At 29.5% G+C, this 25,226-nt stretch carries 24 protein-coding genes; 6 read left to right on the top strand and 18 right to left on the bottom strand.

The features are described 5' to 3' along the window. On the bottom strand, positions 1-453 hold the full coding sequence (locus T514_RS0105290; RefSeq protein WP_027623841.1) for a MarR family winged helix-turn-helix transcriptional regulator: 453 nt from the start codon (positions 451-453) through the stop codon (positions 1-3). A gap of 204 nt (positions 454-657) precedes the next feature. Between T514_RS0105290 and T514_RS0105285 the strand changes: the two genes are divergently transcribed. After that, the gene (locus T514_RS0105285) at positions 658-1,458 is read left to right on the top strand and encodes a DUF2935 domain-containing protein (protein WP_027623840.1); all 801 of its coding nucleotides are present in this window, start codon (positions 658-660) and stop codon (positions 1,456-1,458) included. 162 nt (positions 1,459-1,620) lie between these two features. On the opposite strand, the gene T514_RS0105280 is transcribed toward T514_RS0105285, so the two are convergent. Continuing rightward, positions 1,621-3,807 carry a DNA topoisomerase III gene (locus T514_RS0105280; RefSeq protein WP_027623839.1) on the bottom strand — a complete coding sequence of 729 codons (2,187 nt, stop codon included), beginning with the start codon at positions 3,805-3,807 and terminating at the stop codon, positions 1,621-1,623. A gap of 199 nt (positions 3,808-4,006) precedes the next feature. Here T514_RS0105280 and pdxS point away from each other — a divergent pair, with 199 nt between their 5' ends. Both pdxS and pdxT read left to right on the top strand, forming a co-directional pair. Further along, complete coding sequence (pdxS, locus tag T514_RS0105275) at positions 4,007-4,876, top strand: pyridoxal 5'-phosphate synthase lyase subunit PdxS (protein WP_027623838.1); 870 nt, start codon at positions 4,007-4,009, stop codon at positions 4,874-4,876. Positions 4,877-4,878: 2 nt separating this feature from the next. Next, the gene (gene pdxT, locus T514_RS0105270) at positions 4,879-5,451 is read left to right on the top strand and encodes a pyridoxal 5'-phosphate synthase glutaminase subunit PdxT (RefSeq protein WP_027623837.1); all 573 of its coding nucleotides are present in this window, start codon (positions 4,879-4,881) and stop codon (positions 5,449-5,451) included. A gap of 88 nt (positions 5,452-5,539) precedes the next feature. On the opposite strand, the gene T514_RS0105265 is transcribed toward pdxT, so the two are convergent. From T514_RS0105265 to T514_RS27250, 14 genes are all read right to left on the bottom strand, one after another. After that, a complete protein-coding gene (locus T514_RS0105265; RefSeq protein WP_027623836.1) occupies positions 5,540-6,853 on the bottom strand; it encodes an amidohydrolase in 1,314 nt (437 codons plus the stop codon). 17 nt (positions 6,854-6,870) lie between these two features. Continuing rightward, a complete protein-coding gene (locus T514_RS0105260) occupies positions 6,871-8,577 on the bottom strand; it encodes an adenine deaminase (RefSeq protein ID WP_027623835.1) in 1,707 nt (568 codons plus the stop codon). 20 nt (positions 8,578-8,597) lie between these two features. Continuing rightward, positions 8,598-9,656 carry an ABC transporter substrate-binding protein gene (locus tag T514_RS0105255; RefSeq protein ID WP_027623834.1) on the bottom strand — a complete coding sequence of 353 codons (1,059 nt, stop codon included), beginning with the start codon at positions 9,654-9,656 and terminating at the stop codon, positions 8,598-8,600. 16 nt (positions 9,657-9,672) lie between these two features. Continuing rightward, entirely contained in the window at positions 9,673-10,710 is a 1,038-nt protein-coding gene (locus T514_RS0105250) for an ABC transporter ATP-binding protein (protein ID WP_027623833.1), read from the bottom strand. A gap of 17 nt (positions 10,711-10,727) precedes the next feature. Further along, a complete protein-coding gene (locus T514_RS0105245; RefSeq protein WP_027623832.1) occupies positions 10,728-11,510 on the bottom strand; it encodes an ABC transporter permease in 783 nt (260 codons plus the stop codon). Position 11,511: 1 nt separating this feature from the next. Next, complete coding sequence (locus T514_RS0105240; protein ID WP_027623831.1) at positions 11,512-12,339, bottom strand: ABC transporter permease; 828 nt, start codon at positions 12,337-12,339, stop codon at positions 11,512-11,514. 374 nt (positions 12,340-12,713) lie between these two features. Beyond that, positions 12,714-13,628, bottom strand: a complete 915-nt coding sequence (locus T514_RS0105235; protein WP_027623830.1) for a transposase — start codon at positions 13,626-13,628, stop codon at positions 12,714-12,716. 248 nt (positions 13,629-13,876) lie between these two features. After that, positions 13,877-14,044 carry a zinc-ribbon domain-containing protein gene (locus T514_RS0105230; RefSeq protein WP_027623829.1) on the bottom strand — a complete coding sequence of 56 codons (168 nt, stop codon included), beginning with the start codon at positions 14,042-14,044 and terminating at the stop codon, positions 13,877-13,879. Positions 14,045-14,246: 202 nt separating this feature from the next. After that, on the bottom strand, positions 14,247-15,692 hold the full coding sequence (locus T514_RS0105225) for a DEAD/DEAH box helicase (RefSeq protein WP_027623828.1): 1,446 nt from the start codon (positions 15,690-15,692) through the stop codon (positions 14,247-14,249). Between the two features lie 25 nt (positions 15,693-15,717). Further along, complete coding sequence (locus T514_RS0105220; protein WP_027623827.1) at positions 15,718-16,869, bottom strand: THUMP domain-containing class I SAM-dependent RNA methyltransferase; 1,152 nt, start codon at positions 16,867-16,869, stop codon at positions 15,718-15,720. Between the two features lie 163 nt (positions 16,870-17,032). After that, positions 17,033-18,565, bottom strand: coding sequence for a GTP pyrophosphokinase (locus T514_RS23815; protein ID WP_051541782.1), 1,533 nt, complete (start codon positions 18,563-18,565; stop codon positions 17,033-17,035). A 188-nt stretch (positions 18,566-18,753) separates the two neighbouring features. Then, positions 18,754-18,960 carry a cold-shock protein gene (locus T514_RS0105210; protein ID WP_027623826.1) on the bottom strand — a complete coding sequence of 69 codons (207 nt, stop codon included), beginning with the start codon at positions 18,958-18,960 and terminating at the stop codon, positions 18,754-18,756. Positions 18,961-19,059: 99 nt separating this feature from the next. Beyond that, positions 19,060-19,329, bottom strand: a complete 270-nt coding sequence (locus tag T514_RS0105205) for a hypothetical protein (RefSeq protein WP_027623825.1) — start codon at positions 19,327-19,329, stop codon at positions 19,060-19,062. Positions 19,330-19,496: 167 nt separating this feature from the next. Then, positions 19,497-20,156 (bottom strand): hypothetical protein, encoded by a 660-nt coding sequence (locus T514_RS27250; RefSeq protein ID WP_027623824.1) that lies wholly within the window; start codon positions 20,154-20,156, stop codon positions 19,497-19,499. A 260-nt stretch (positions 20,157-20,416) separates the two neighbouring features. On the opposite strand from T514_RS27250, the gene T514_RS0105195 reads away from it, so the two are divergent. Next, positions 20,417-21,334, top strand: a complete 918-nt coding sequence (locus T514_RS0105195) for a cation diffusion facilitator family transporter (protein WP_027623823.1) — start codon at positions 20,417-20,419, stop codon at positions 21,332-21,334. 51 nt (positions 21,335-21,385) lie between these two features. On the opposite strand, the gene T514_RS0105190 is transcribed toward T514_RS0105195, so the two are convergent. Continuing rightward, positions 21,386-21,934, bottom strand: coding sequence for a histidine phosphatase family protein (locus tag T514_RS0105190; RefSeq protein WP_084284306.1), 549 nt, complete (start codon positions 21,932-21,934; stop codon positions 21,386-21,388). A 228-nt stretch (positions 21,935-22,162) separates the two neighbouring features. Here T514_RS0105190 and T514_RS26915 point away from each other — a divergent pair, with 228 nt between their 5' ends. After that, entirely contained in the window at positions 22,163-22,306 is a 144-nt protein-coding gene (locus tag T514_RS26915; RefSeq protein WP_169735799.1) for a hypothetical protein, read from the top strand. A 191-nt stretch (positions 22,307-22,497) separates the two neighbouring features. Here the strand turns inward: T514_RS26915 and hcp are convergent, their stop codons facing one another. Next, complete coding sequence (gene hcp, locus T514_RS0105180) at positions 22,498-24,210, bottom strand: hydroxylamine reductase (RefSeq protein ID WP_027623821.1); 1,713 nt, start codon at positions 24,208-24,210, stop codon at positions 22,498-22,500. 448 nt (positions 24,211-24,658) lie between these two features. Between hcp and T514_RS0105175 the strand changes: the two genes are divergently transcribed. After that, on the top strand, positions 24,659-25,216 hold the full coding sequence (locus T514_RS0105175; protein WP_027623820.1) for a hypothetical protein: 558 nt from the start codon (positions 24,659-24,661) through the stop codon (positions 25,214-25,216). Positions 25,217-25,226: the final 10 nt, after the last annotated feature.

Below are 25,226 nucleotides of genomic sequence, written 5' to 3'. Positions count from 1 at the left end.
TTACGTATTCTCCTTTATTTTATTTGTTATATTCTTTACTACATCTAAAGCTGAATATAAAGATTTCAAATCATCTTCGGATAGACTTCTTAATTTATTTTTCATGTTGCTTTTAGCTGCAAGTTTATATTGTTGAACAAATTGTTTACCTTTCTCTGTTAATGATATATTTATTACTCTTCTATCATTTGAACTATGTTTTCTTTCTACAAGCTTATCTTCTACGAGCTTATCAATTAGTACAGTCATTTGTGGTTTAGATATACAAACTTTTTTAGATATTTCAGTAACTGAAAGGTCCCCAAATTTCTCCAAAATGAATATTATTTGATAGTGGGCATGAGGCATGCTTATATTCATGCATTCATGAGTTGTTTTCATTAAGTTTTTATAAATCATAGGATAAATACTAAAAATATTATCCACCATATTTTCTAAATTTTTATCTTCCATATCTACTTCCTCCCTGAAAATTATATAATTAAAATAATACATTTTATTAATAATTAATTCTATTAATAGTTAACTTTATTAACTATATTATAGTAAATTACCTATACCAAAAAGTCAATAAAAAGATAAGCACTAACAATAGAAATGCACAATTTTTAATAATTTGCATAACATAGATAGTGGATATTTATTAGGAGGAGTAATTTGAATACCTATAATAACGAAATATTATTTGAACATCGCTTTTGGCTACAAATTTTAGGAGATCACACTCGCTTCATAATTAATGCATTACCCTGTACAGAAGCAAGCTTGGTTAAGAAAACCGAATATTTTAAATGTCTATTTGATAACCTATTAAACATTGCTAGAAATACTTTACCTGGAAGAAACTTAGATGAGCTAACAAAATCAGCTTATACAGCTACTCAAGAATTAAAAGCTTTCAAACTTCATCTACTTTCTAAAAAAATAGCTGGTAAAATTACATTTAATATGCCCCCAACTTTTCTAAATCATATGATAAATGAGCTAGAAGAGTATTTACATGTATTAAATTGTTATTTTAACAACAGAACCTTTTTAACAGGTCCTATACATTATCATCTATTATGGCTTCCTGATGGTTCTGGGCATGCTAGTTCAATTTCAGCTTCCCTTGATATGACAGAAAAAAAATTAATTGAATCTAGCAAAAAATTTGCTGTAACTTTTGATAATCTATACTTACAAGCCATTGAATTTAAAGGCTATATGAGGACAGGTTTATGTAAATTTCCGGCTTTAGATGCTCTCAATGAAAATGCTAATTCTGAAATGAATTGCTTTAAAGAATTTTTAGAGAACTTAAAGCTAGGTGTTCTAGAGAAAAAAGTACTTGGAACCTTAGCACCTCTTGTGCTAGATCATATGTATCGCGAGGAATGTTACTATCAATTTAAACTATCTCAATCTTCTACCGTAAAACATCCTGGATGTGACCCTGCAAAACCTCGTATCGAATAAAATTAAAAACCCTATAAGAATATAAACTTTCTTATAGGGTTTATCTTACCTTAAGCTTTTTTCATTTCTAAAAACATTTCATTAGTTTTCTCTTAATATGATTAAAATTCATATTTATAACTTTATTGCTTATTAATTGAGAACTGTCCCCTAATTTCCTAACTAAAACTTTAACTTAGCAAGAGCTTCTGCTAATGCTGAATTGATTGGCTCGTTATTTGCCTTTTTCTGTTCCTTTAAATATTTTGATACATCTCTTTTGGTAACTTTACCACTATCATTTTTCTTTCTTTCATTAAATGCAGAAAGTTTTTCTTTGTAGCCACACTTGCACACAAATATCTTTCCTTCACCTTCTCCTTGAAGTTCTAATTTTTTATGGCAATTAGGACATCTTGCATTAGTAATTTTAGAGATTGGCTTTCTATAACCACACTCTCTATCCTGGCACACAAGCATTTTTCCATGTTTACCGTTAACTTCTAACATATATTTTCCGCATTCTGGGCATTTAGTTCTTGTAAGGTTATCATGTTTGAATTTTTCATGACTATTTTTTATATCGTTAACAACTACTTTTGCATAGTTTCTCATATCATTGATAAATGCATTTTTATTAAGAGAACCTTTAGCAATAGAGCTTAGGTTCTGCTCCCACTGTGCAGTTAATGTTGGGGATTTTAAATCCTCAGGTACTAGCTCTAAAAGCTGTTTACCCTTAGAAGTTATAAAAATATCCTTACCCTTCTTTTCAATTAAGAAGGTGTTAAATAATTTTTCTATAATATCAGCTCTTGTAGCCACAGTTCCAAGTCCTCCAGTTTCTCCAATAGCTTTTTTCAAGGCTTCGCTTTCATTACTCATATACTTTATTGGATTTTCCATGGCAGAGAGTAGAGTTCCTTCATTAAATGGAGCTGGCGGCTTAGTTTCCCCTTTACTTTGAGAAATCGTAGATACATTCAAAACATCACCTTTATTTATGCTTGGTAACATTTGTTCTGAAATACCCTCTTTTGAATCATCATCATCAAATTTATTTTCATAAACCTCTTTCCAACCTTGAGAAATAACAGTTTTTCCCTTAGCAATAAACATTTCCTCTCCTACTTTAGCTTTTATTGTAGTCTGTTCATATTCAAAAGGAGGATATAACACAGCTAAGAATCTTTTAACTACTAAATCATATATTTTTCTTTCCTTATCACTTAATGAACTTAGAGAAACTGACTGTTCTGTTGGTATAATAGCATGATGGTCCGATACTTTGCTATTATCAACAAAAGATTTGCTTCCCTTTATTGGATTCTTTAAAACCTTAAAAGCTACCTTTGAATAAGGTCCTACACCACAAGCCTTAACTCTATCCTTTAGAGTATCCACTATATCTGTGGAAATATATCTTGAATCCGTTCTTGGATAAGTTAATACCTTATGACTTTCATAAAGTCTTTGCATAAGAGAAAGTGTTTCCTTTGCTGAATATCCAAAAATTTTATTAGCATCCCTCTGAAGTTCTGTTAAATCATATAATCCTGGAGAAAAACTCTTTTTATGGGTCTTATCTACTTCTATAACTTCGGCATTTTTATTTTTTAATGTCTGAATTATTTTATCGGATTTTCCCTTATCAAAAGTTTTTGTATCTCTAGTTTTACTATCCTGCCAAGTTAATTTTAAACCATTAGCTACGGCTGTAATGCCATAAAATGTTTTAGGTTTAAAGTTTTTAATTTCTTCTTCCCTTTTAGCAATTATAGCAAGGGTTGGAGTTTGAACTCTTCCACAAGAAAGCTGAGCATTAAATTTACAAGTTAACGCACGAGTAGCATTAATTCCTACAATCCAGTCTGCCTCCGAACGAGCAACAGCAGAAGCATAGAGGTTCTCATATTCCCTACCGTCCCGTAATTTATTGAATCCATCTTTAATAGCTTTATCTGTAACAGAAGAAATCCAAAGACGTTTTATTTTTTTATGTACATGAGCTTTTTCTATTATCCATCTAGCTACTAACTCACCTTCACGTCCAGCATCTGTAGCAATAACAATCTCATTTACATCTTTTCTATTCATTTGTTCTTTAACTATATTAAATTGCTTACCAGTTTGCTTTATAACAACAAGCTTTAAATTAGAAGGAAGCATTGGTAAGTCTTCGATTCTCCAAGATTTATATTTTTCATCATAAGCCTCAGGATCTGCCAATGTAACTAAATGTCCAAGAGCCCAAGTAACTATATACTTTTCTCCTTCTAAATAACCATTACCTTTTTTATTACAGTTCAAAACTCTAGCTAAATCTCTTCCAACAGAAGGTTTTTCAGCTAATACTAATATCTTACTCATGTGACCAATCCTTTCAAAATAACTATAACTAATATTAACACAAATCTTCATAAAAAACTTGATAAAAATTAACACTATCATTTGCATACTAACTTTGCTGTATATCACAATACAATGTATCGATACACTACTCTATTCTCTGAATATTTACTATAATTAGATTATAACAATACAAAGTTATGTTTTGGGAGGGTTTTTTATGGAAAGATATGAACTTAATAAAAATTTAGCTCAAATGTTAAAAGGCGGAGTTATCATGGATGTGGTAAATGTAGAGCAGGCAATAATTGCAGAAAAATCAGGTGCTTGTGCAGTAATGGCTCTTGAAAGGGTGCCTTCTGATATAAGAAAGCAAGGTGGCGTTGCTAGGATGTCTGATCCTAAAATGATTAAAGAAATTAAACAAGCTGTTTCTATACCAGTTATGGCTAAAGTTAGAATAGGTCATTTTGTAGAAGCACAAATATTACAGGAAATAGGAATAGATTTTATAGATGAAAGTGAAGTTCTAACTCCAGCCGATGACTCCTATCATATAAACAAATGGGATTTTAAGGTACCATATGTTTGTGGTGCAAGAAATCTTGGTGAGGCTTTAAGAAGAATTGGTGAGGGTGCCTCAATGATAAGAACAAAAGGAGAAGCTGGTACTGGAAATGTAGTGGAAGCTGTAAAACATATGAGATGTATGATGGATGAAATTAGAAAAGTAAAGAATGCTCCTAAGGAAGAATTAATGTCATTAGCTAAGGAAATGGGCGCACCTTTAAATCTAATAGAATATGTATGGCAAAATGGTAAACTTCCTGTAGTAAACTTTGCCGCAGGCGGAATAGCTACTCCAGCAGATGCAGCCCTTATGATGCAACTAGGATCAGAAGGTGTATTTGTAGGTTCGGGAATATTTAAATCTCAAAATCCTGAAGTTATGGCAAAAGCAATAGTTTTAGCTACAACTCATTATAATGATCCAAAAATTATTGCGGAAGTTTCAGAAAACCTAGGTGAAGCAATGAATAGTTTAGAATTAAGCGAGATTAAAGATAAGTTTGCACAAAGAGGTTGGTAAAGGTGAAAATAGGAGTATTAGCACTACAAGGAGGAGTAATTGAACATATCCATCACATAGAAGCACTTGGTCATGAAGGAATTGGAATAAAAAATATTGATCAATTAAAAGATATACAAGGAATCATTCTTCCAGGTGGTGAGAGCACAACTATAGGAAAACTTTTAAGAGAAACAAATATGCTACAACCCTTAAGAGAAAAAATTCTTTCTGGATTTCCTGTATGGGGTACCTGTGCTGGTATGATACTTCTTGCAAGGGATATTGAAGATTCAACTAATAAGCATCTTCAAGTTATGGATATAAAGGTAAAACGAAATGCATATGGAAGCCAAATTGATAGCTTTAAGACCTCAGAAATTATTCATGAAGTTTCTTGTGATCCTATACCTTTAGTTTTTATAAGAGCCCCATTTATCACAGATACCTTCAATAATGTGGAAGTATTACACAAAATTCATGGTAATGTTGTAGCTGCAAGACAAAATAATATGTTAGCTACATCCTTTCACCCGGAACTTACAGATAATTTAGAGTTTCACAAATACTTTTTAAATATGTGTTCTCATACTTAAAAATTTGATTCATACTTTTTACACATACCTATATTTAAATCTATTATATACAAAGTGGTGTATTGGCAATCATAACTGATACACCACTTTAAATTTCTTTAATCATACAAAGTATTTTATCTTTCATGTTCAACAAATTTCTTTTAATATCGTTAAAATCTATACGTAAAATTTTCTTACTTCTTACTATAATTCTACCATCCACAATTACAGTATCAACGTTAGATGGATTAGCAGAGTAAACTATAGTAGAATAATAATCGTATATAGGTTGCATATTAACTGATTCCGTTTCTAAAATAACTAAATCTGCCCTTTTGCCTACCTCTATACTTCCAATTAAATGTTCCATGTTAAGTGTCCTCGCCCCTCCTATTGTAGCCATTTCTACAATATTCTTGGATGGTAATAGGGTTCTATCCTTATTAAAAAGCTTTTGTACCTTTCCAACTAATGGCATCTGCGTTATTATATCAAGAGTATTTCCACTCATAGGTCCATCAGTTCCAAGACCTACTTTCATTCCTCTTTCATACATCTTTACAACTGGCGCTACTCCCTTAGCTCCTTTTGAATTAGCACCAACATTATGTGATACTCCTACTTCCCTTTTTTGTAATATATCTAAATCTTTATCATTAACTAAAACTAAATGTGCTGCAATAAAGTTTTTATCTAATATACCTAAGCTATCCAAGTATTCAACAGGAGTCATATTATACTCTTCTTTATATTTTTTATATTCATAATCCATTTCTGCTACATGCATTATAAGCGGTACATTATATTTTTGAGAAAGCATATGTGCTTCAATTAAATGCTCACTGTCATTGGTATAAGGAGCATGAGGAGCTATCGCAGGCGTTACTAATTCATCTTTATGCCATTTCTCTATAAACTCCTTACAATATTCTAGCCCTCCATAAGGCTCAGTTGAATCTGGAGATGGGAAATCCACTATTGTTTCTCCAACAATGGCTCTTATCCCCAATCTGCTTGCCGCTCTAGCTACTTCATCTTCATAATAGTACATATCACAAAATGTTGTAACTCCAGATAGTAACATCTCACATATTCCATATCTTGCCCCATTATATACCAAATCTTTATCTACTAATTTTTTCTCAAGAGGGAATATATACTTTTTTAGTCTGTCTGCCTCATCATCTGCCAGACTTCTGAAGGGTACCATAGATACATGACTGTGGCAATTTACCATTCCAGGCATTAATATACCCCCATTGCCATCTATGATGAAAAAATCTTTATACTTACTTTCTAGAGAACTGTCCCCTATATCTATTATCTCTTTGCCTACTATTACAACTACTCCATTTTCTATAATTTCTTTGTTCTTGTTCATAGTAAGAATTGTAACGTTTTTAATTAAAATTTTATCCATAGTTATCTCCTTATTTATTATTGACAAAATAAAGGAACTACTTCCTGAGTTTTTACTCTTATTAATCCTTTATCTGTAATTTTAATACTTGGACTAACTGGTAAAGATAGTGTGCTAAATGACATTATTTCATTATTATGGTTATACCCTAATGTTTTTAATGCATTTCGCACTTTCTTAAGCTTTTCTCCAAATATATCAATTCTTTCTTCTGATACAATTCCTCCTACAGGTAATTCTATAGACGCTAAAACTTCTCCATTATTTGCTACACAGTATCCTCCCTGGGTTTGGATAATGCGATTTGCAGCAAGCATCATATCTTCTATATTTCTTCCCATAACCATTAAGTTATGATGATCATGAGCCCATGTAGTAGCAACGGCTCCTTCTTTTATTACGTCTCCTTCAACTAATCCAAAAACTTTTCCTTCACCTTTTCCATACCTTTCAAAAACCGCAATTAGGCAATATGATGATTGTTCCCAGTCTAATATCCCATCTGTTACTTCTATTAGGTCATCCTCTTCCTCTGTAAAAGTGGTATTATTTTTCACATTAATTATTTTGCATTTTATTTTACCATCTTCTATGGGTGCTGTTACTTTAAAATCTTCTGTAGATAATTTCTTCAAATTTACACTGTTATAAAAATACTCAGGAAAGCTTCCTTTTTCTTCTTTATATTCTACACATCCGTTATAAATAGCTTGTCCTTCTTTATATACTTTTTCAATTTTAAATTCTTTTAAATTGTCAAGAATAATAAAATCAGCAATTTTTCCAGGTGCAATTGTTCCTCTATCTTTAAATCCCATCCTTCTAGCAGGAGTATACGTAGCTGCATATATAGCTAACTCAGGTTTCATTCCCATTTCTATGGCCTTTTTCACCAACTTGTTTAAATGACCATCTAATAGTTTGTCGGCCATAACATCATCAGTAACAAAGCAAAAATGTTCATATAAATTATTTTCAATTAAGTAATTTAAGTTTTCATATGTCATAGACTTCTCTTGAATTTCCATAAACATTCCATTTTTTATTTTCTCTTTTAAAGACTTCGGGGTCTGCTGAGTATGATCTCCATCAATTCCTCTGTAAATATATTGAGCAAGTTCTACCCCTTCTATTTTAGGGCAATGTCCTTCTAAAGGAAGATAGGGCTTTTTCTCTTTTATAGCCTTTATAATGTTATTTATTATAGAATTTTCATCTTCTATTAATTCCTTAAAATTCATTACCTCTCCTAAGCATTGAATTTTATTATAATTTAAAAGCTCAATTACTTCCTTATCATTTATAATTCCACCTGTAGTTTCAAGGTAAGGTGATGTGGAAGGCACTGAGCTTGGAATGCCATAAAAAATATCTATCTTAACTTGTTTATCATTATTCATAAAGGCCTTTATTCCTTCAATTCCAAATACATTGGCAATTTCATGAGGGTCAGCCACTATAGTGGTGACCCCATGAGGTATTACCCCTTGAGAAAATTGAAATGGAGTAGTCATAGAACTTTCTATGTGCATATGAATATCTATTAATCCAGGAATTAAATAGTTTCCTTTCCCATCGATTATCTCTTTAGGTTCTAGTTTATTCTCCTGGTCCTTGCCTATATAAAAAAACTTTCCATCTAGAACTGTTACATCCTCACTTATAAATTTTTTCATATAAACATTAAATACTTTTACATTTTTAATTAATAAATCTACTTCCATTTTTCTCTCCTTATAGAGTATTAATTTAATATTCTATTCCATTTATCCATCCAATCTTTCATTAATGGATTAACAAATTTATAGTCTATAGTATTTGATTTTCCTACTATATCTCCATAGGTTAAATTTTTACTTTCTTCTGCTGAAAGCTTAACGTCCACATTAACTGGAGATTCTTCAAGTCCCTTTGCTGTTCTACTTTGTACTTCTGCACTTAAAGCATAGTTTATAAATTGTACAGCTAGTTCTTTATTTTTTGAGTTTTTAGCTATATTTATTGTATTGAAGTTTAAAAAAGCTCCTTCAACTGGATTTACATATTTTACATCTGGAGCTACCTTGCTTATATTTCCATATACAAAGTCTGCTGTTACTGCTGCTACAATCTCTCCACTAGCAAACATATTAGTTAAATCTGAAGATTTGCTATAAGTTTTTACTACATTTGGCTTCAACGCTTCTAACTGTTTAAATGCTGCTTCACCTTTATCTTTTTTAACATCAACACCAGCCTTCATTCCTGCTATATAAACCATTGCTGGACCAAAAGTTGTTGTTATATCTGGTATTGCAATCTTTCCCTTTAATTCTGGTCTCCATAAGTCCTTCCATGATTTTATCTCAAATCCTAATTTCTTTGGGTTATAAGCTATAGCTATTCTATTTAGTGTATAAGCTGGACCATATCCGCTTTCTATTACTGATTTTGCTTTTGGATTTATCTTTTCAGAATTAGATACTTTACTATAATCTACTTTATCAAACAATCCTTCTTGTATACCTTGCTCTGAGAATGATTCTGCAAGATACATTAAATCAACTTCTGAATTAGGGTTATTTTTTAATTTTGTTAATCTTTCTGAATTATTACCTGTTTCTAATACTATTTTTACATTATTCTTTTCCTCAAAAGGCTTAAAAACATTTTCTTTAAGTTTGTCCTCATTTAATCCCCAAGTAGATATAACTAATTTCTTTTCTTCACTTTTTCCTTCTTTTTTACTTCCTGATGAACCACAACCAGTAAAAGTTAATACAGTAGTTAAGGCTAATGATAATGCTATAAATCTTCTTTTCATAATTATCCTCCTAAATTTAAACTAAAATTATTTTATTTGATGGTAGATAAAGCTTTACCTTATCTCCCTGTTTATAAACTACATCATTTGTCTCATTTAAAACTAAAGTACCAATTTCTGTTTTTACATTATATTGATAAGCCTTTCCTAAATAAGTTCTTATTTCGATAACACCATCTATTGTGTTTTCATCTTTATTTTCTTGAAGGATTTGTATATCATCTGGTCTAATAGTTCCCTTTATGTTTTCATTCCTTTTCGCTTCACATTCAACTTTAAATTTGCTGCCACCCATTCCTTGATAGCTTTTATCCCCTAAAGGATTTAAGTCTATAAAGTTTTCAAACCCTACAAATCTAGCAACAAATTCCGTAGCTGGATTTGAATATATATTTTCAGGAGCATCAAATTGTTCAATTACTCCTTTATTCATAACCGCTACTTTATCTGATATAGAAAAACATTCTTCCTGATCATGTGTAACGAATAAAGTTGTTATACCTAATTCTTGTTGTAACTTTCTTATTTCAACCCTCATTTTTAATCTTAATTTTGCATCCAGATTACTTAAAGGCTCGTCCAAAAGTAATAAATTAGGCTGTATAACTAAAGATCTTGCTATAGCTACTCTCTGTCTTTGTCCTCCTGAGAGTTCCTTTGGATATCGTTTTGCGAAATTCTTCATATCTACTACTTCTAAAATTCTATTTACATTCTCTTCAATAGATTTTTTATCTACTTTTCTCATCTTTAATCCAAAGGCTACATTATCAAAAACATTTAAATGGGGAAATAATGCATAACTTTGGAAAACTAGTCCAAAGTTTCTTTTATGTACAGGTATTTTTGTATAGTCCGTATTATCAAAAATAAATTGTCCTGAATTTGGTTCTATAAATCCAGCTACAACCCTAAGTGTGGTAGTCTTTCCACATCCACTTGGTCCAAGAAGTGAAACTAGTTGTCCTTTCTCTACTTTTAAATTTAAATTTTGTAAAATATTATTTTTTCCATCATAAGAAACAGTTATATCTTTTAAATTAATTAATTCCATAGTATTACCTCCAAATATTACTTTGAAAAATAGCTTAATCCTAAAGTTTTTTCTACTATAAACATTACAATTATAGTCATAATCATTAATAAAACCGAAAGAGCAGATACTGTAGGATCGTAATTATATTCTACATAGTTCATCATGCTTATAGGCAATGTGCTGATACCAGGTCCTGTTAAAAATATTGATACCGGAACATTGTTAAATGAGTTAATAAAAGCTAACATAAAAGCTGCAATAACTCCAGAAGTAATGTTAGGAAATACAACTTTAAAAAAGGTTTCAACTTTTCCTGCACCCAAACTCATGGCAGCTTCTTCTATTGCATAATCAAATCCTTCAAGGCTTGATCCTATAACTCTAATGATATATGGAATAATGACTATGGTATGTCCTATTAATAAACTTATATATATAGGCAATTTTAGTTTTATTATCATAAACTGAAACAGTGAAAATCCTACTACAATTCCAGGTATAATGACTGGAGAAAAAAAGAAATTTTTTAAAATACTCTTTCCTTTAAAATTGAATCTGCTTAATGTATAAGCAGCAGGCACTCCTAAAATCAACGCACAAACTGTTGCAATAAGTGATATCTCCATACTAGTTTTTAGTGTAGCCATAAAAGTTTCTGAATTAAATATATTAACAAACCATTTTATACTAAAGCTTTTTGGTGGAAATGCTATATAACTTTCTCCCCCAAAAGCTGTTACACCAATTATAATTAATGGTGCAAATAAAAATATGTACACTAATATAGAAAAAACTAATAAAAACTTGCTTTTTTTCATACTATACACCTCTTTCATTTAGTCTTGATGCTAATTTATTTATAGTACCTATTACTAAAAGAGTTGTTAATATCATTACAGTGGATACTACTGCTGCCCCATTCCAATCTCCAAGGCTCATAGTTTTTTGATAAATCAAGGTAGCTAGAACCATATTTGAATTTCCACCAAGAAGTTGTGGTGTAGTATAAGCAGTTAGAGCTCCTGTAAATACAAGTACTGTTCCAACTATAAGGCCAGGAATACTTAAAGGAAATATAATCTTAAAGAAAGCCTTTAATCTGTTAGCTCCAAGACTTTCTGCAGCTTCCAACAAATCATTATCTATATTTTCCATAACTCCAACTAGGGATACGATCATTAATGGCAAAAACAAATACACAGATCCTACTATGATTGCAAATTCTGTATAAAGAAGTTTATATGGTTGTTCTATAATATTAAAATCCATTAATATTTTATTTATCAAACCATTCTTTCCTAAAATGTTCATCCATGCAAAAGATCTAACAACAGAATTGGTTAGCATAGGAAATACAGTGCATGCTATTAATAATCCCCTTGCCTTCTTTGAACTTCTTGAAATGAAGTAAGCAACTGGTACACCTAACATCATACATACAAAAGAAGATATTAAAGATATCCTAAAGGTTCTATTAAAAATTTGCATAAAATACTTATCATTAAAAAATTTACTGTATTTTTCCAAACTGAAACTCTCATTTGCTAAAAATGTCGGAAAAATTGTATTTATAAGAGGCATAATTAAAAAAAATAATATAATAGACAATCCTGGAATAATTAAAACATAAGACAACTTTCTTTTCATTTGTATCCTCCTTCATATCATATCAATTTTCTATATATTATTTCTGATTTTTCGTTACAATACGAATATTAATTTATATATTTCTTACATCGTTCATACAAATTGATTTTAACATCTACATTTTCTTCTGTCAATAAGGGACAGTTCTTTATTGTTTTAAATCTTAATAAATTAGTATATTTTTCTACAAATTTTGTATATTATCTTTTATATTCTATATATAATAAAAATAGCTAACCCATTTAGTGTGATAAAATCAAATGTAGGATAGCTTGTCCATTTAATTATTAAATTTTTATGTTTTATTTTTCCAAAAAATTTTCTTTTATATCGCTTTATTTGTTAAATATTCACATGATTCTTTTATGCGTTTTTTATGCACCTTGACTTTCCAAAAAATTATCTATCATATCAGCATACTTTTCACTACCATAAATAGCATCAACGGCAATAGAGCATAACCTTGAAACTGTTGATAAAGTTACATTTCCTATAACTTTACATATATCCTTATAAGTATAATTGCAATAATATCTCATTAATAGTACACTTAACGCTCTACTTTCTGTTGCTTCCCTTAAATTTTTAAAATGTATCTTTCTTTTTTCAATTCCTGTATATTCTGTTACAAAATTTATTATCTCTTGGGGGCTGTGGTTACGTGCCAATATAGCCCTTTCACTTCTATATTCACTTTTTTCATTTTTAAATTCTACATCAGACTTTATAAACTTGTCATCACATTTATAGACTAATTTAATATACTTTTCTCTTGCCTTTTTCACATTTTCATGAAACATTTGCATTATAAAATCTTCTTCTACTATTTCGAGTATATCTCTTTTAATGCCTAGATATATGCCTAATGTTGAATACTTATAGTTTTCAGGACACTTCTCATATTTTTTTATATCTAAAGGGTTATTATGGATATATGCTGATAGTGTAATTAAATATCTATTATCTTTTACTATTTTACTTTTAAATCTATCTTGGAAAACATGACCTCGCCTTTTATATTTTTTATTGAAGTATTGAGCATAACACTGATTTATACAATGCATTATTCTAGAGATATCTGATCCATTTACATCTATTATTAAATGACCATGATTGCTCATCAAGCAATATCCATATAGTTTAAATCCAAATATATTCTTATATCTTTTTATCAAGTCTAAGTATTTATCCTTATCTTCATCCTCCTTATATAAGGAAATCTCACTTATACTTCTTACCATTATGTGAAAAATACAGTTATTATTTTTAATGCGTGCGGTTCTTGGCATGCAATCTCTCCTTTTAAGTTTTTAGCTAATATTATTGCCAAAACTACCGTCCCATATTCAAATATCATCAATAACTGAGAACTGTCCCCGTTACCTTACCTTTACTGCCTATCATCTCCTATTATTACTGTTATATTTCTAATACTAATAGTTGAGAACTGTCCCTACTAACCTACTAACTAGCTAAATCAAAAAACAAAAAACCCTATAAGAATTTCTTCTTATAGGGCATATAGTACAAAATTATACTATCTTCTGAATCCTCTATTGTTGTTCTGTTGCTTTCTTGCTCTTCTGCAATCAGCACATCTCTGTGGTTCATTTTCGAATCCTTTTTCTTTGTAGAACGCCTGTTCTCCTTCAGTGAATATGAATTCTTTTCCGCAATCTTTACAAACTAATGTCTTATCTGCCATTTCAACATTCCTCCTTTTATAATTAAGATTTAAAATCCGATTCACATTACTTTCCTAAAAGAAGGGAATGTTGTTCATCATATTAAATCTTTTACTCTGCAGCTGCTTAATTACAACTACTTATTCATAATAACATCTTTATATAAAATAATCAATAGCAAATGCTATTATTTTTTCAACTGTATCCTGCATAAAATAATGCTTATTTTTCTGCTTTCTCCACCCTTACTTTTTTCCCTTTTATCGTCATATTCTGAAGTTTTTCAAAAACTAACTTTCCCTTTCCACTTAATATATCAACATATGAAAAGTTATCTTGTACATCAATAATTCCAATATCCTCTCCACTGACCCCTTCAATACTTGCAATTGCTCCAAGTATATCTCCAGGTCTTACCTTTTTCTTCTTTCCAGCACTAATATATAATTTTGTGATTTCCTTATTTAATTCTATGTCTTTGGTAACTTTTTTCTTAGACCTAAACTTAATTTCTTTCTCAAAAGTCTTTCTACCTTCTTCAACTTGCGCTTCTGTTGGGCCTTCCCTTTGAGGTATGTTATATCCTATGTATTCCTGAATTTGATTTAAAAATTTCAATTCCCTAGGCGATACAAAAGTTATAGCCATTCCTTCATTTCCTGCACGTCCAGTTCTTCCAATTCTATGAACATAACTTTCCTTTTCCATAGGAACATCATAATTTATAACATGAGTTATATCATCTATATGAATTCCCCTAGCTGCTACATCAGTTGCTACTAAAAATTGAAATTCCCCTCTTTTAAATCTTTCCATGGTATCTAATCTATCCTTTTGCTCCATGCCCCCATGCAATCCACTACAAGAATAACCTTTATCCGCCATACTTTTAGCCACTACATCAACCTGTTCCTTAGTATCACAGAATATTATACAACTATCTGGTGTCTCAGAATAAATTATCTTATTTAGAAGACTAAATTTTTTATTCTCTTCAACCTCATAATATACTTGATGAATTTTTTCCGTAGTTAAACTTTTACCACTAATCTCTATTTTCATTGGATTAACCATATATTTATCACATAATTTTTCGATTTCATTAGGCATAGTTGCAGAAAATAACATAGTTACTCTATTGCCTGGCAAAGTTTTTATAATAGCCTCAACTTGATCAATAAAACCCATATCTAACATTTTATCTGCTTCATCTATAATAAGATACTTTATCTCTCCTAAGTTTACATTGCCTCTTTCTATATGATCCAAAGTTCTTCCTGGTGTACCAACTACAACATGAACTCTTTGTTTTAATTCTCTTACCTGAGTAGTCATAGGTTGTTTACCAAAAACAGCAGCACATCTTATCTTTTTAAACCTTCCAATATTAGAAATATCCTCTTTTACTTGCACTGCTAATTCTCTAGTTGGTGTAAGTATTAATGCCTGTGGCTCCCTTTGTTCAATCTCTATCTTTTCACAGATAGGAATAGCAAAAGTAGCTGTCTTTCCACTACCAGTTTGTGACTTTACTATAATATCCTTATCTTCAAAGGCAACAGGAATAACTTTTTTTTGTACCTCTGATGGTTTTTCATATCCTAATTTTTCTAAAGCTTTTAATATTTCTTCACTTAAATTCAAATACTTGAAATTCCATTCTTTCATATCTCTTTTACCTCATATATTTTTATCATACTTTCTCATAATATGTTTTCTTTTTTTCTGGACCTTTTCCAAAATACTGATAATAGTAACACTTTAGTCTTCCATTATAAAGCTTTCTATTTTTATCAGCCTTTTTACCAAAACACTTTTCAAATTCCGGGTGAGATGTTATTACAAAGTATGACCAATCATTTAAATTTTGGAACACTTCCCCCATAGTCCTATATAAACATTCAACTTCTTTTAGTTCTCCAATTCTTTCACCGTAAGGAGGGTTTGTTATAATAAATCCATACTTTTTCTTAGAAGAAAAGTCTTTTACATCAAGCTTTTGAAAAGCGATATACTCCTCTACTCCTGCCTTTTTGGCATTCTGCCTTGCAGTCTGTAACACTCTTCCATTAATATCTGAAGCCATTATTCTAAATTCCTTGTCATTAATAGAATTCTTAGCATATCTTCTTATATCCTCCCATAAATCTTGGGAAATTATATCCCATTGTTCAGATACGAAACTTCTATTAAGTCCTGGCGCTATATTTTTACCTATCATAGCGGCTTCAATTGCAATTGTTCCTGATCCACAGAAAGGGTCAGCAAGTGTTCTTGATGGCTCCCATTTGCTTAAAAGTACAAGGGCAGCGGCCAAAGTTTCCTTCATTGGGGCTACTCCTGCCATTTCCCTGTACCCTCTTTTATGTAAACCTGGACCTGTTGTATCAAGTGTTAAAGTTACTATATCCTTAAGTATCCCAACTTCTATTTTATACTCAGCCCCACTTTCAGGAAATACGTCCCTTCTATACTTTCTTTTCATAGCTTCAACTACAGCTTTTTTTACTATAGATTGACAGTCTGGAACACTAAAAAGTTTTGATTTAACGGACTTTCCAACTATATGCATAAAACCTGTTATAGGTATAATGTCTCCCCAATTTACTGCTAATGTTCCCTGAAATAGTTCCTCAAAACTCTCAGCTTTAAACTCTGCCATTTTTATAAGCACCCTATCTGCCGTTCTAAGCCACATATTACAAGTAACTATGTCCATTTCATCCCCTTCAAAGGTTACCTTACCGTTTTCTATAGTTAAATCCTCATATCCTAATTCTTTTAATTCATTTGCTACTACCTTTTCCAGGCCAAAAGTTGATGTGGCAATTAGTGTATAATTCATCCTATTCTCTCCTATACAAATAAATTTTATCATTATATAGTATATATCATTTTTATTATCTTAAGCTATATTATAAAATTTTTTATTTCAAAAATAGGGGACAGTTCTCAATTTAGTTATCAATACAACGCTTTGATAACTAAATTGAGAACTGTCCCCTGAATTAAATCTTAAATATTTTTATTACTTCTTTAGCCTCAATTTCATCGGATGTTTCTAACTTGTCTAAACATTCTAGAATGCTTGTCCTTATTTCTATCTTAGTATTTGGATATTGCTTAATCTTCTTCATATAATCCTTTACTTTATCTACTTTAACATTACAATGAAATACTGATAATACTTTTAATTTTAGTAGCTCTAAGTAAATATTCTTGAATTTATCCCATTCCTCAAACGAATTGATATTTGCACATATTAATTTTACTATATCCTCTATACCATCTTTTATTTTCTCTATGTTACAATCATATATAAAGCCTATGGAATCCACATCCTTAAAACTATAAGCCACGTTTTCCATTAAAGTATTTATTATTATTTCTGCTTCCTCTGATTTAAATAATTTATATAATTCTAGGAAACAATCATTATAATAAAACCTACTTCTAATAAATTTTATGTAAGCTTGAAAATCTTCAGTATTATTTCCAAGTTCTATTTCAAATAATATTCTAAAAAATATATTCCATTGGAAATCCTTATTTATTAATTCCAATATATTGCTTCCAATAATATCGCTAAAGTTATCATCAAAATAAACTTCTTTTTCAAACTTTATTTCATTATTGAAATCCATTGGATTTTTTCCTATATCATTTATTCTAGATAATATATTTAATAGAGCTTTGTTATAGTCCTGTATATTTTCAGTATTATTTGTATGAAAAATATACTTCATTATAGCATCGCAAGACTTTCTAAAGTCCACAATAAATCCTATACTCTTTTTCATCTTTACAGAAAATATATCATAAATTATTTTTGAAACTACAGATTCCAACTGAGCCTTTCTAATAATTGGGTCAATAGTATTTAATTTATTAGCTTGATTATACATAATTAAAAGTTGGTTATCTATCATAGAAAGATTCTTCTTAATAGAACTCATCATATCCTTAAAAAATTCATCTACAAGAATATAGCTATTGTTTTTATATATTATTTTATGCTCAATTTCTCCCCAAAATATATTTACTAGCGACTTAATTTGCAATTCAAAATTTATGGTTTTATTAGTACTTTCATACACTCCATCAATTCTAAATATTTTAAATCCATTTTTCTGATTCTGTGGCTGTTTTTCACTTAACTTTAATTTTATAGTATCCTTTTCTAAATTATAATAGTACCCTTTTGAATCTACTTTATCAAAATGTTTTTTTAACATCTTATATATTTTATTCTCATCTTCAATGAATCTGCATTCAATTCTAACCCCAATTAAATCAGAAAGATTTGAAAAAAGTTCCTCTGGACATTTATATTTTTTATAGTAGTTATTTCTAAGTATCTTTTCTTCTAAGCTTGAAATCGATTTTATTCTTGAATTTATATTTAAATATCCTTCATTATTTGATAATAATATTTCTTGAAAATATAATTCTATATTATTACAAGCAATTTCCAACTCATCTCTGCAATTTTCTAAGTATTTTCCTGATTTTTCTATAAAATCAAACATTTCCAATTCCATAGTATTCCTCCTAATGAAGATCATATATTTTTTCAAATTGTCTACTTAAAATTAATACTAGCCAATTTAAATTATATCATATTTTAAAATTCATACATGTTAACAAAATACTAAATATTTCTTATAATTTTAAACAAATAAAAAACCATATGTAAACTTAATTCACATATGGCTTTAAATTTTTACTATTATTCTACTTTCTGAACATTTATAGCCTGTAGTCCTTTCTCTCTCTCTACTACATCAAAAGTTACCTGTTGTCCTTCATGCAAATCTTTATTATGTCCCTTTTCCTTAACTTGAGAATGATGTACAAATACATCATTTCCATCATTAGCTGAAATAAATCCATACCCCTTTTCATTATTAAACCACTTAACTATTCCAGTATACATGTTAAGTCCTCCATTTCTTTGTAGAAAACAACTCTATTTTATTTTTATTATTTGCAAAGACATCTTTATGTATACTTATTATATATAAAATGAAAAATACTATTCTTCTACTTCTAACTCTTCTATAGTAAACTTATCAAAATTTAATTCTTCTATAAAATTATCTTCATCAAAAGATGTTTTCCCTCTTTTATTAAATTCATCCATATTACTTGGTAACCAATATGGTTTAGGGATATCAAACCTGTTACACAGCTCTGTAATACAAATCTTTAAATTTTCTTGATAATCTCCATCAATATCAGATATAGCTACTTCATCCTTTATGATTTTATTATTATTAATTAATTTCCCCCATATTTTGATCATATTTTCCTCCTAATTTTTAATCTCACAATTTCTTTATTTTAGACATAAGTTTATCATAACTCCTAATAATAATTCAAAATAAATTTTATTGTAGAGAAAACAATAACTATTAATTTTTTATCTTTCAAAATTATACTTCCATAAAACACTTGTAAATTTATAGTTATCTAAAATTCTATTCCTAAATTTTTCGTGATATCATCTGCAATTATAGCTGGACCTATTAACTTTGTTCCTGGCTTCACTTTAGGTTGAATGGATGGATTTTCAGGATACCTGCTTCCATCAAATTTCATAATTCTATAGGAGTCTTCTATTCCTCCACCTGAAACAAACATTATAATATCTCGATATCCATTAGTAAAATTATTAGTTATTAATATTGGATTATTAACTAATGTAAATTTTGAAAGCAACTCATACTCCCCATTTTTACAAGAAAAAATCGCTGCACTACATCCACCCGTTCCACAAAGTTCTGATCCTATAAAATAAACAAAAGTTTCTGGTTCCATATCATTATTAAGTTGAACTCTATTAAAATAGTACCTAATATTGTGTTTACCCTTTTCCAAATTGTATGCTTTAGCAATAGCTTCATTGAGTCTTGGATCTCTAGTACTTTCCGAAATAAAATATGTGACCTCAGATAAGTCTATATTATCTACACTGTTAAATTTCATTATATTTTTATCATTACTTCCTTTTAAATTTAGCATATTGTTTACACTTATACTTTTACAATTCATTATAATACTTTTAGGGCAGTTAAATCCTATAGTACAAATAATACAACCAATAATTAATAATATCTTATGTTTTTTCATATCTTATCTCCTTTTTATAAAATTGTTTTAAAACTATCCGTTGCTTGTATATCTATTTTCTACTTAATATTTAGATCTATTCTCTAATACTATTTCTTACACTTTTCCTTATTCACACAAAAGCGCTTTCACATTAAATACCAATAACGAATTTCATTATCAATTGATACCAATATTCGTATAAAACTGTTGACATTACTGTATTTTTGAGATATTATATGAGTGTTTTATTATCAAATGATAAAAGCGAGGTATAAAAAATGAATGCTAAAATAAAAGTGGCAAGGCTATCCATACTCTCTAACACTTGCTTAATAGTGCTAAAACTTATAGTAGGATTTTTTACTGGCTCTGTTAGTATTATCTCTGAAGCCATACACTCAACTATGGATTTAATAGCATCCTTTATTGCTTATTTTTCAGTTAAATTATCGGACAAACCTGCCGATGAAGATCATCCTTATGGACACGGAAAAGTTGAAAATATATCTGGGGTTATAGAAGCCTTACTTATATTCATAGCTTCAATGTGGATAATCTTTGAGGCCATAAAAAAGATACTTCATCCACAAGAAGTTGAGTCTATCGGTCTTGGATTTGTAGTAATGTTTGTTGCTGCAGCTATAAATTTTATAGTTTCTAAAAAACTCTATAAAGTAGCAAAAGAAGTAGATTCTATTGCTTTGGAAGCAGATGCTCTTCATTTAAAGGCAGATGTGTATACCTCTTTAGGAGTTGGAATAGGATTGTCCCTTATATGGATAACTAAATTAAACTTTTTAGATCCTATTGTTGCAATAATTGTAGCAATCTTTATTTTAAAAGAAGCTATAGATTTATTAAAAGAAGCTTTTAATCCTTTATTAGATATTAAATTATCAGATGAAGAAATTAATATTATAAAAGAAGAAATATCTTTACATGATTCTCTATACTGTAACTTTCATAATTTAAGAACCCGAAGAGCTGGTAATTCAAAATATATTGATTTACACTTAGTAGTTCCAGAAAGCATGTCAGTTAAGATGGCACATAAAATATGTGATAATATAGAAAATAGTATCGAAAAAAGAATTCAAAATTCAGATGTATTGATTCATTTAGAATGTTGTGATGAAATATGTAGTAATTGTAGTAACATGTGTACAGAGATATGCAAAATTGAATCTATATCTTAAGTAAAAGTGAGTGATTCTCACTTTTACTTATATTTTAGTTATTTATAATTTTTATCTTTTTAAAATATATAGTCTTCCATTCTTAGGCTTTAAAAACCACTCTCCTTCAAATCCTTTTTTAATAAGTATCTTTCTTATTTCATACATTGTACCAGCATGGCTTACAATAAGTATATTTTTATCTTCTTGTTTTAATATTTCATCAACAATTTCATTAATTCTCTTCAAACTAGCCCTTCTTCCCTCTGGTTGAGAGATACTATTTCTAATCCATGCTACCCTATTTAATAGTGACCAAAGTTGATATGGTAATGGTATATTAGTTTTTATCCAAGCTGCTGCAGAGATTTCTCTTAATTTATCTGTTTTAATAATTGGTCCGTGATATATGGTTTTTGCTGTATAAGCAGCTCTTGGCAAACTACTACAATAGCATTTATCCCATTCTTTATCTATAACAATCTCATTTTCTAAAACCTCTGCTATATCATATTCAGCACTATATTGATTATACTCCTCTGAAGTCATAAAACTTTTTCTCTTTAAATTTACTTTAAAATGTCTTACTAATCCTATTCTCATATCACTTTTCTGCTCCATGCCATAAAATTTTCTTTATATAACATATACTCTGCACAATTTAGTTTTATATTCTTATGAAATTAAATATTTAATTTCCATTTTATTTTAATATCTAATAATATGAAGAAATTCTTGGTAATGCCGTAGCAAGCAATGTTAAAGATAATATCCTAGGAATAAATAAATCTTATATACGGAATAATAATATAGAAATTCTATTAGAATTAAAATCTAGGAGGAATATTTATGTCAGTTAAAAAAACTATGAAAACCATAAATCAAGCTGCAGAGTCTTCAACTAATAATAGTAGAAACGCTAAAAACGGTTATATGAATAGAGGAAATTCCAGTAAACAATATGCTGAAAATGGAACTAGAAATAAAAATTAAGCTATTTCAATAACAAAAGTGCTGTTCCAAAATAAAATTTTGAAACAGCACTTTTAATTATTTATCCGATGACTACCCGCTCTAATACTCCCATCTTCTTCAAAGTGGAAGTAAAGAGCGGCTACGTCCCTGGATAACGATTTCTAAGCTTCAGAGGGAGTAAAAACTCCCTCTGAAGCTTAGAATTCTGTTTATCCTAAGAACATTTTAATATCATCATCTACATTTGTTATTCCGCCTATACCAAAGTTATCTACTAAAACTTTAGCTACATTTGGAGATAAAAATGCTGGTAATGTTGGTCCTAGATGAATATTTTTAACTCCTAAGTGTAATAATGCAAGCAATACTATTACAGCTTTTTGCTCATACCAAGCTATATTATAAGCTATTGGCAATTCATTTATATCTTCTAATTCAAATACTTCTTTTAACTTTAATGCTATAAGCGCTAATGAATATGAATCATTACATTGTCCCGCATCAAGCACTCTTGGAATTCCTCCAATATCACCTAAATTTAATTTATTATATTTATACTTAGCACATCCTGCTGTTAAAATAACTGTATCTTTTGGAAGTTTTTCAGCAAACTCTGTGTAGTAATTTCTGCTCTTTGCTCGTCCATCACATCCCGCCATAACAAAGAATTTCTTTATTGCTCCACTCTTTACTGCTTCAACAACCTTATCCGCTAATGCAAATACTTGATTGTGTGCAAATCCGCCAACTATTTCTCCTTTTTCTAATTCAATTGGAGCTGCACATTTTTTAGCATGTTCGATTATAACTGTAAAATCCTTTTCTCCTTTATTATTTCCATTTATATGCTTTACTCCATCAAATCCTACAACCCCTGTTGTGTAAACTCTATCTTTATATGAATCTTTTGGTGGCACTAAACAATTTGTTGTCATAAGAATTGGGCCATTAAACTTTTCAAATTCCTCCGTTTGCTTCCACCATGCATTTCCATAGTTACCTGCAAAATGTGAATATTTCTTAAATGCTGGGTAGTAATGAGCAGGAAGCATTTCACTATGTGTGTATACATCTATTCCTGTTCCTTCTGTTTGTTTTAATAATTGTTCTAAATCTCTTAAATCATGTCCACTTATTAATATACCTGGATTATTTCTAACACCTATATTAACCTTTGTTAATTCTGGATGCCCATAGCTTTCTGTATTAGCCTTATCTAAAAGTGCCATACCATCTACACCATACTTACCAGTTTCTAATGTTAATGCTACTAAATCATTAACTGTTAAAGTGTCATCTAATGTAGCCGCTAATGCTTTATGCATAAACCCACTTATTTCCTTATCCTCATATCCTAAATGATTTGCATGTTTAACATAAGCTGCTAAACCCTTTACTCCATATATTATAAGTTCTCTTAATGACCTTATATCCTCATCTTCTGTTGATAATACTCCAACTGTTTCTGCCTTTTTATTTAATTCTTCTGCATTATCTGCAAACCAAGTAGCTGCATCTGGAAGCTTAGCCTCTTCTTCTCTCTTTAATCCTACAAATGAAAGCATCTTATTTAACCAATTTTCATTTGAATTTGAATTTCCTAAATCTGCTCCTGCCTTAATAACTTGTTTCTTTAGTTCTTCTCTTAATATTAATCCTTTTTTAATTCTTTCTATAAATACATTTCTATCAAAGTTAGCATTAGTTATAGTAGCAAATAAACTTTCTGTTATAAATTTATCTACTTCTTTATTAATTAAACCAACTTCTCTTCCTTTGACACTATACACTGATATTCCTTTTAATATATATATCAATAAATCTTGTGCTTTTGCTAAATCTTCAGTCTTACCACAAACTCCTTTTATTGTACAACCCTTGCATCCTGCAGCTTCTTGACATTGATAACAAAACATACTCATTATTCATTCCTCCTAAAAATTTAATATTTTATATAAGTTAATTTTATATTTATCTCCTGTTTACATTTTAAATTATACTTATTTAATCCACTTTAATCGGTAACAATTGTTACAAAAATAAAAGTTTTTTGTTAATTTTTGATTATAGTGATATACTAATAGTATAGGTATAAAAATTTCAAAAGAATCTTGAGAAGGGTGCAAAAGTTCAGTTCGATGTAGAAAAGAAATATAAATATCTTCAAGCCGAAAACATAGCAAATATAATTATATTTTTATTTAATAATAAATACATTACGAATCTTAATATATACATCAAATGTGACCATCTTTATAAAGGTGGTTTTTGTCTTATATTAATCTTCAAAACTACATTTATAACAATTCATTCAATGCAAACTTTGTGAATTTTCATACAAAAATATTATAAGAAAAGGAGAATAATACATTGAAAAAAAATTATAGGATGCAAAAAACAATATCGATGAAGCGCTTTATTTCAGAATTAGGAGAAGATTTCTCGGAGCACATAAAGAAAAGATTGCTAGATCTTGAGGTAAGGTGTGTTTTAACGAGAAAAGAGGTTAATTATATAGTTGACATAAAACATGTAGAGCATACAAAATACGATTGTCCCTGTAATTCACAGGGGGAGGTAGGCACATGTAAAAAGGAATATGTTTATGGGCAATTTGTGGTTATTGATGGAGAATTGTACTTTTCACAAAATTGTGTAGAAAGTGATGAAATTATGCAATCACCTATTGTAAGTACTATATACAATTCCTTGAATGAGGAAACTACAATTTGTGATGAAGATAATGAAGATATTCAAAATATTAATGTAAAAAAAGTAAACGATAGTAATATAGATTATGTTATAGATAGTATACTTACAGTATGCCCTCAAGTATCTCAAAGATATAAGGATATTATGGAAGGTATGCTCTTCCGTGCAGAACGCAAATATTCAAATATCCATTCTAATAAAAGTTACGGCTATTAAAGATAAAATC

Origin of the sequence: Clostridium lundense DSM 17049 (genome assembly GCF_000619945.1) — a bacterium.
GTDB lineage: Bacteria > Bacillota > Clostridia > Clostridiales > Clostridiaceae > Clostridium_AO > Clostridium_AO lundense.
This window is presented reverse-complemented; position numbering and strand designations above follow the sequence as displayed.

Coding starts and splice junctions, on each gene's coding strand:
- T514_RS0105290 (WP_027623841.1), bottom strand. CDS start 453: ATGGAAGATAAAAATTTAGAAAATATGGTGGATAATATTTTTAGTATT.
- T514_RS0105280 (WP_027623839.1), bottom strand. CDS start 3,807: ATGAGTAAGATATTAGTATTAGCTGAAAAACCTTCTGTTGGAAGAGAT.
- pdxS (WP_027623838.1), top strand. CDS start 4,007: ATGGAAAGATATGAACTTAATAAAAATTTAGCTCAAATGTTAAAAGGC.
- T514_RS0105265 (WP_027623836.1), bottom strand. CDS start 6,853: ATGGATAAAATTTTAATTAAAAACGTTACAATTCTTACTATGAACAAG.
- T514_RS0105260 (WP_027623835.1), bottom strand. CDS start 8,577: ATGGAAGTAGATTTATTAATTAAAAATGTAAAAGTATTTAATGTTTAT.
- T514_RS0105255 (WP_027623834.1), bottom strand. CDS start 9,656: ATGAAAAGAAGATTTATAGCATTATCATTAGCCTTAACTACTGTATTA.
- T514_RS0105250 (WP_027623833.1), bottom strand. CDS start 10,710: ATGGAATTAATTAATTTAAAAGATATAACTGTTTCTTATGATGGAAAA.
- T514_RS0105245 (WP_027623832.1), bottom strand. CDS start 11,510: ATGAAAAAAAGCAAGTTTTTATTAGTTTTTTCTATATTAGTGTACATA.
- T514_RS0105240 (WP_027623831.1), bottom strand. CDS start 12,339: ATGAAAAGAAAGTTGTCTTATGTTTTAATTATTCCAGGATTGTCTATT.
- T514_RS0105235 (WP_027623830.1), bottom strand. CDS start 13,628: ATGCCAAGAACCGCACGCATTAAAAATAATAACTGTATTTTTCACATA.
- T514_RS0105230 (WP_027623829.1), bottom strand. CDS start 14,044: ATGGCAGATAAGACATTAGTTTGTAAAGATTGCGGAAAAGAATTCATA.
- T514_RS0105225 (WP_027623828.1), bottom strand. CDS start 15,692: ATGAAAGAATGGAATTTCAAGTATTTGAATTTAAGTGAAGAAATATTA.
- T514_RS0105220 (WP_027623827.1), bottom strand. CDS start 16,869: ATGAATTATACACTAATTGCCACATCAACTTTTGGCCTGGAAAAGGTA.
- T514_RS23815 (WP_051541782.1), bottom strand. CDS start 18,565: ATGGAATTGGAAATGTTTGATTTTATAGAAAAATCAGGAAAATACTTA.
- T514_RS0105210 (WP_027623826.1), bottom strand. CDS start 18,960: ATGTATACTGGAATAGTTAAGTGGTTTAATAATGAAAAGGGGTATGGA.
- T514_RS0105205 (WP_027623825.1), bottom strand. CDS start 19,329: ATGATCAAAATATGGGGGAAATTAATTAATAATAATAAAATCATAAAG.
- T514_RS27250 (WP_027623824.1), bottom strand. CDS start 20,156: ATGAAAAAACATAAGATATTATTAATTATTGGTTGTATTATTTGTACT.
- T514_RS0105195 (WP_027623823.1), top strand. CDS start 20,417: ATGAATGCTAAAATAAAAGTGGCAAGGCTATCCATACTCTCTAACACT.
- T514_RS0105190 (WP_084284306.1), bottom strand. CDS start 21,934: ATGGAGCAGAAAAGTGATATGAGAATAGGATTAGTAAGACATTTTAAA.
- T514_RS26915 (WP_169735799.1), top strand. CDS start 22,163: ATGTCAGTTAAAAAAACTATGAAAACCATAAATCAAGCTGCAGAGTCT.
- hcp (WP_027623821.1), bottom strand. CDS start 24,210: ATGAGTATGTTTTGTTATCAATGTCAAGAAGCTGCAGGATGCAAGGGT.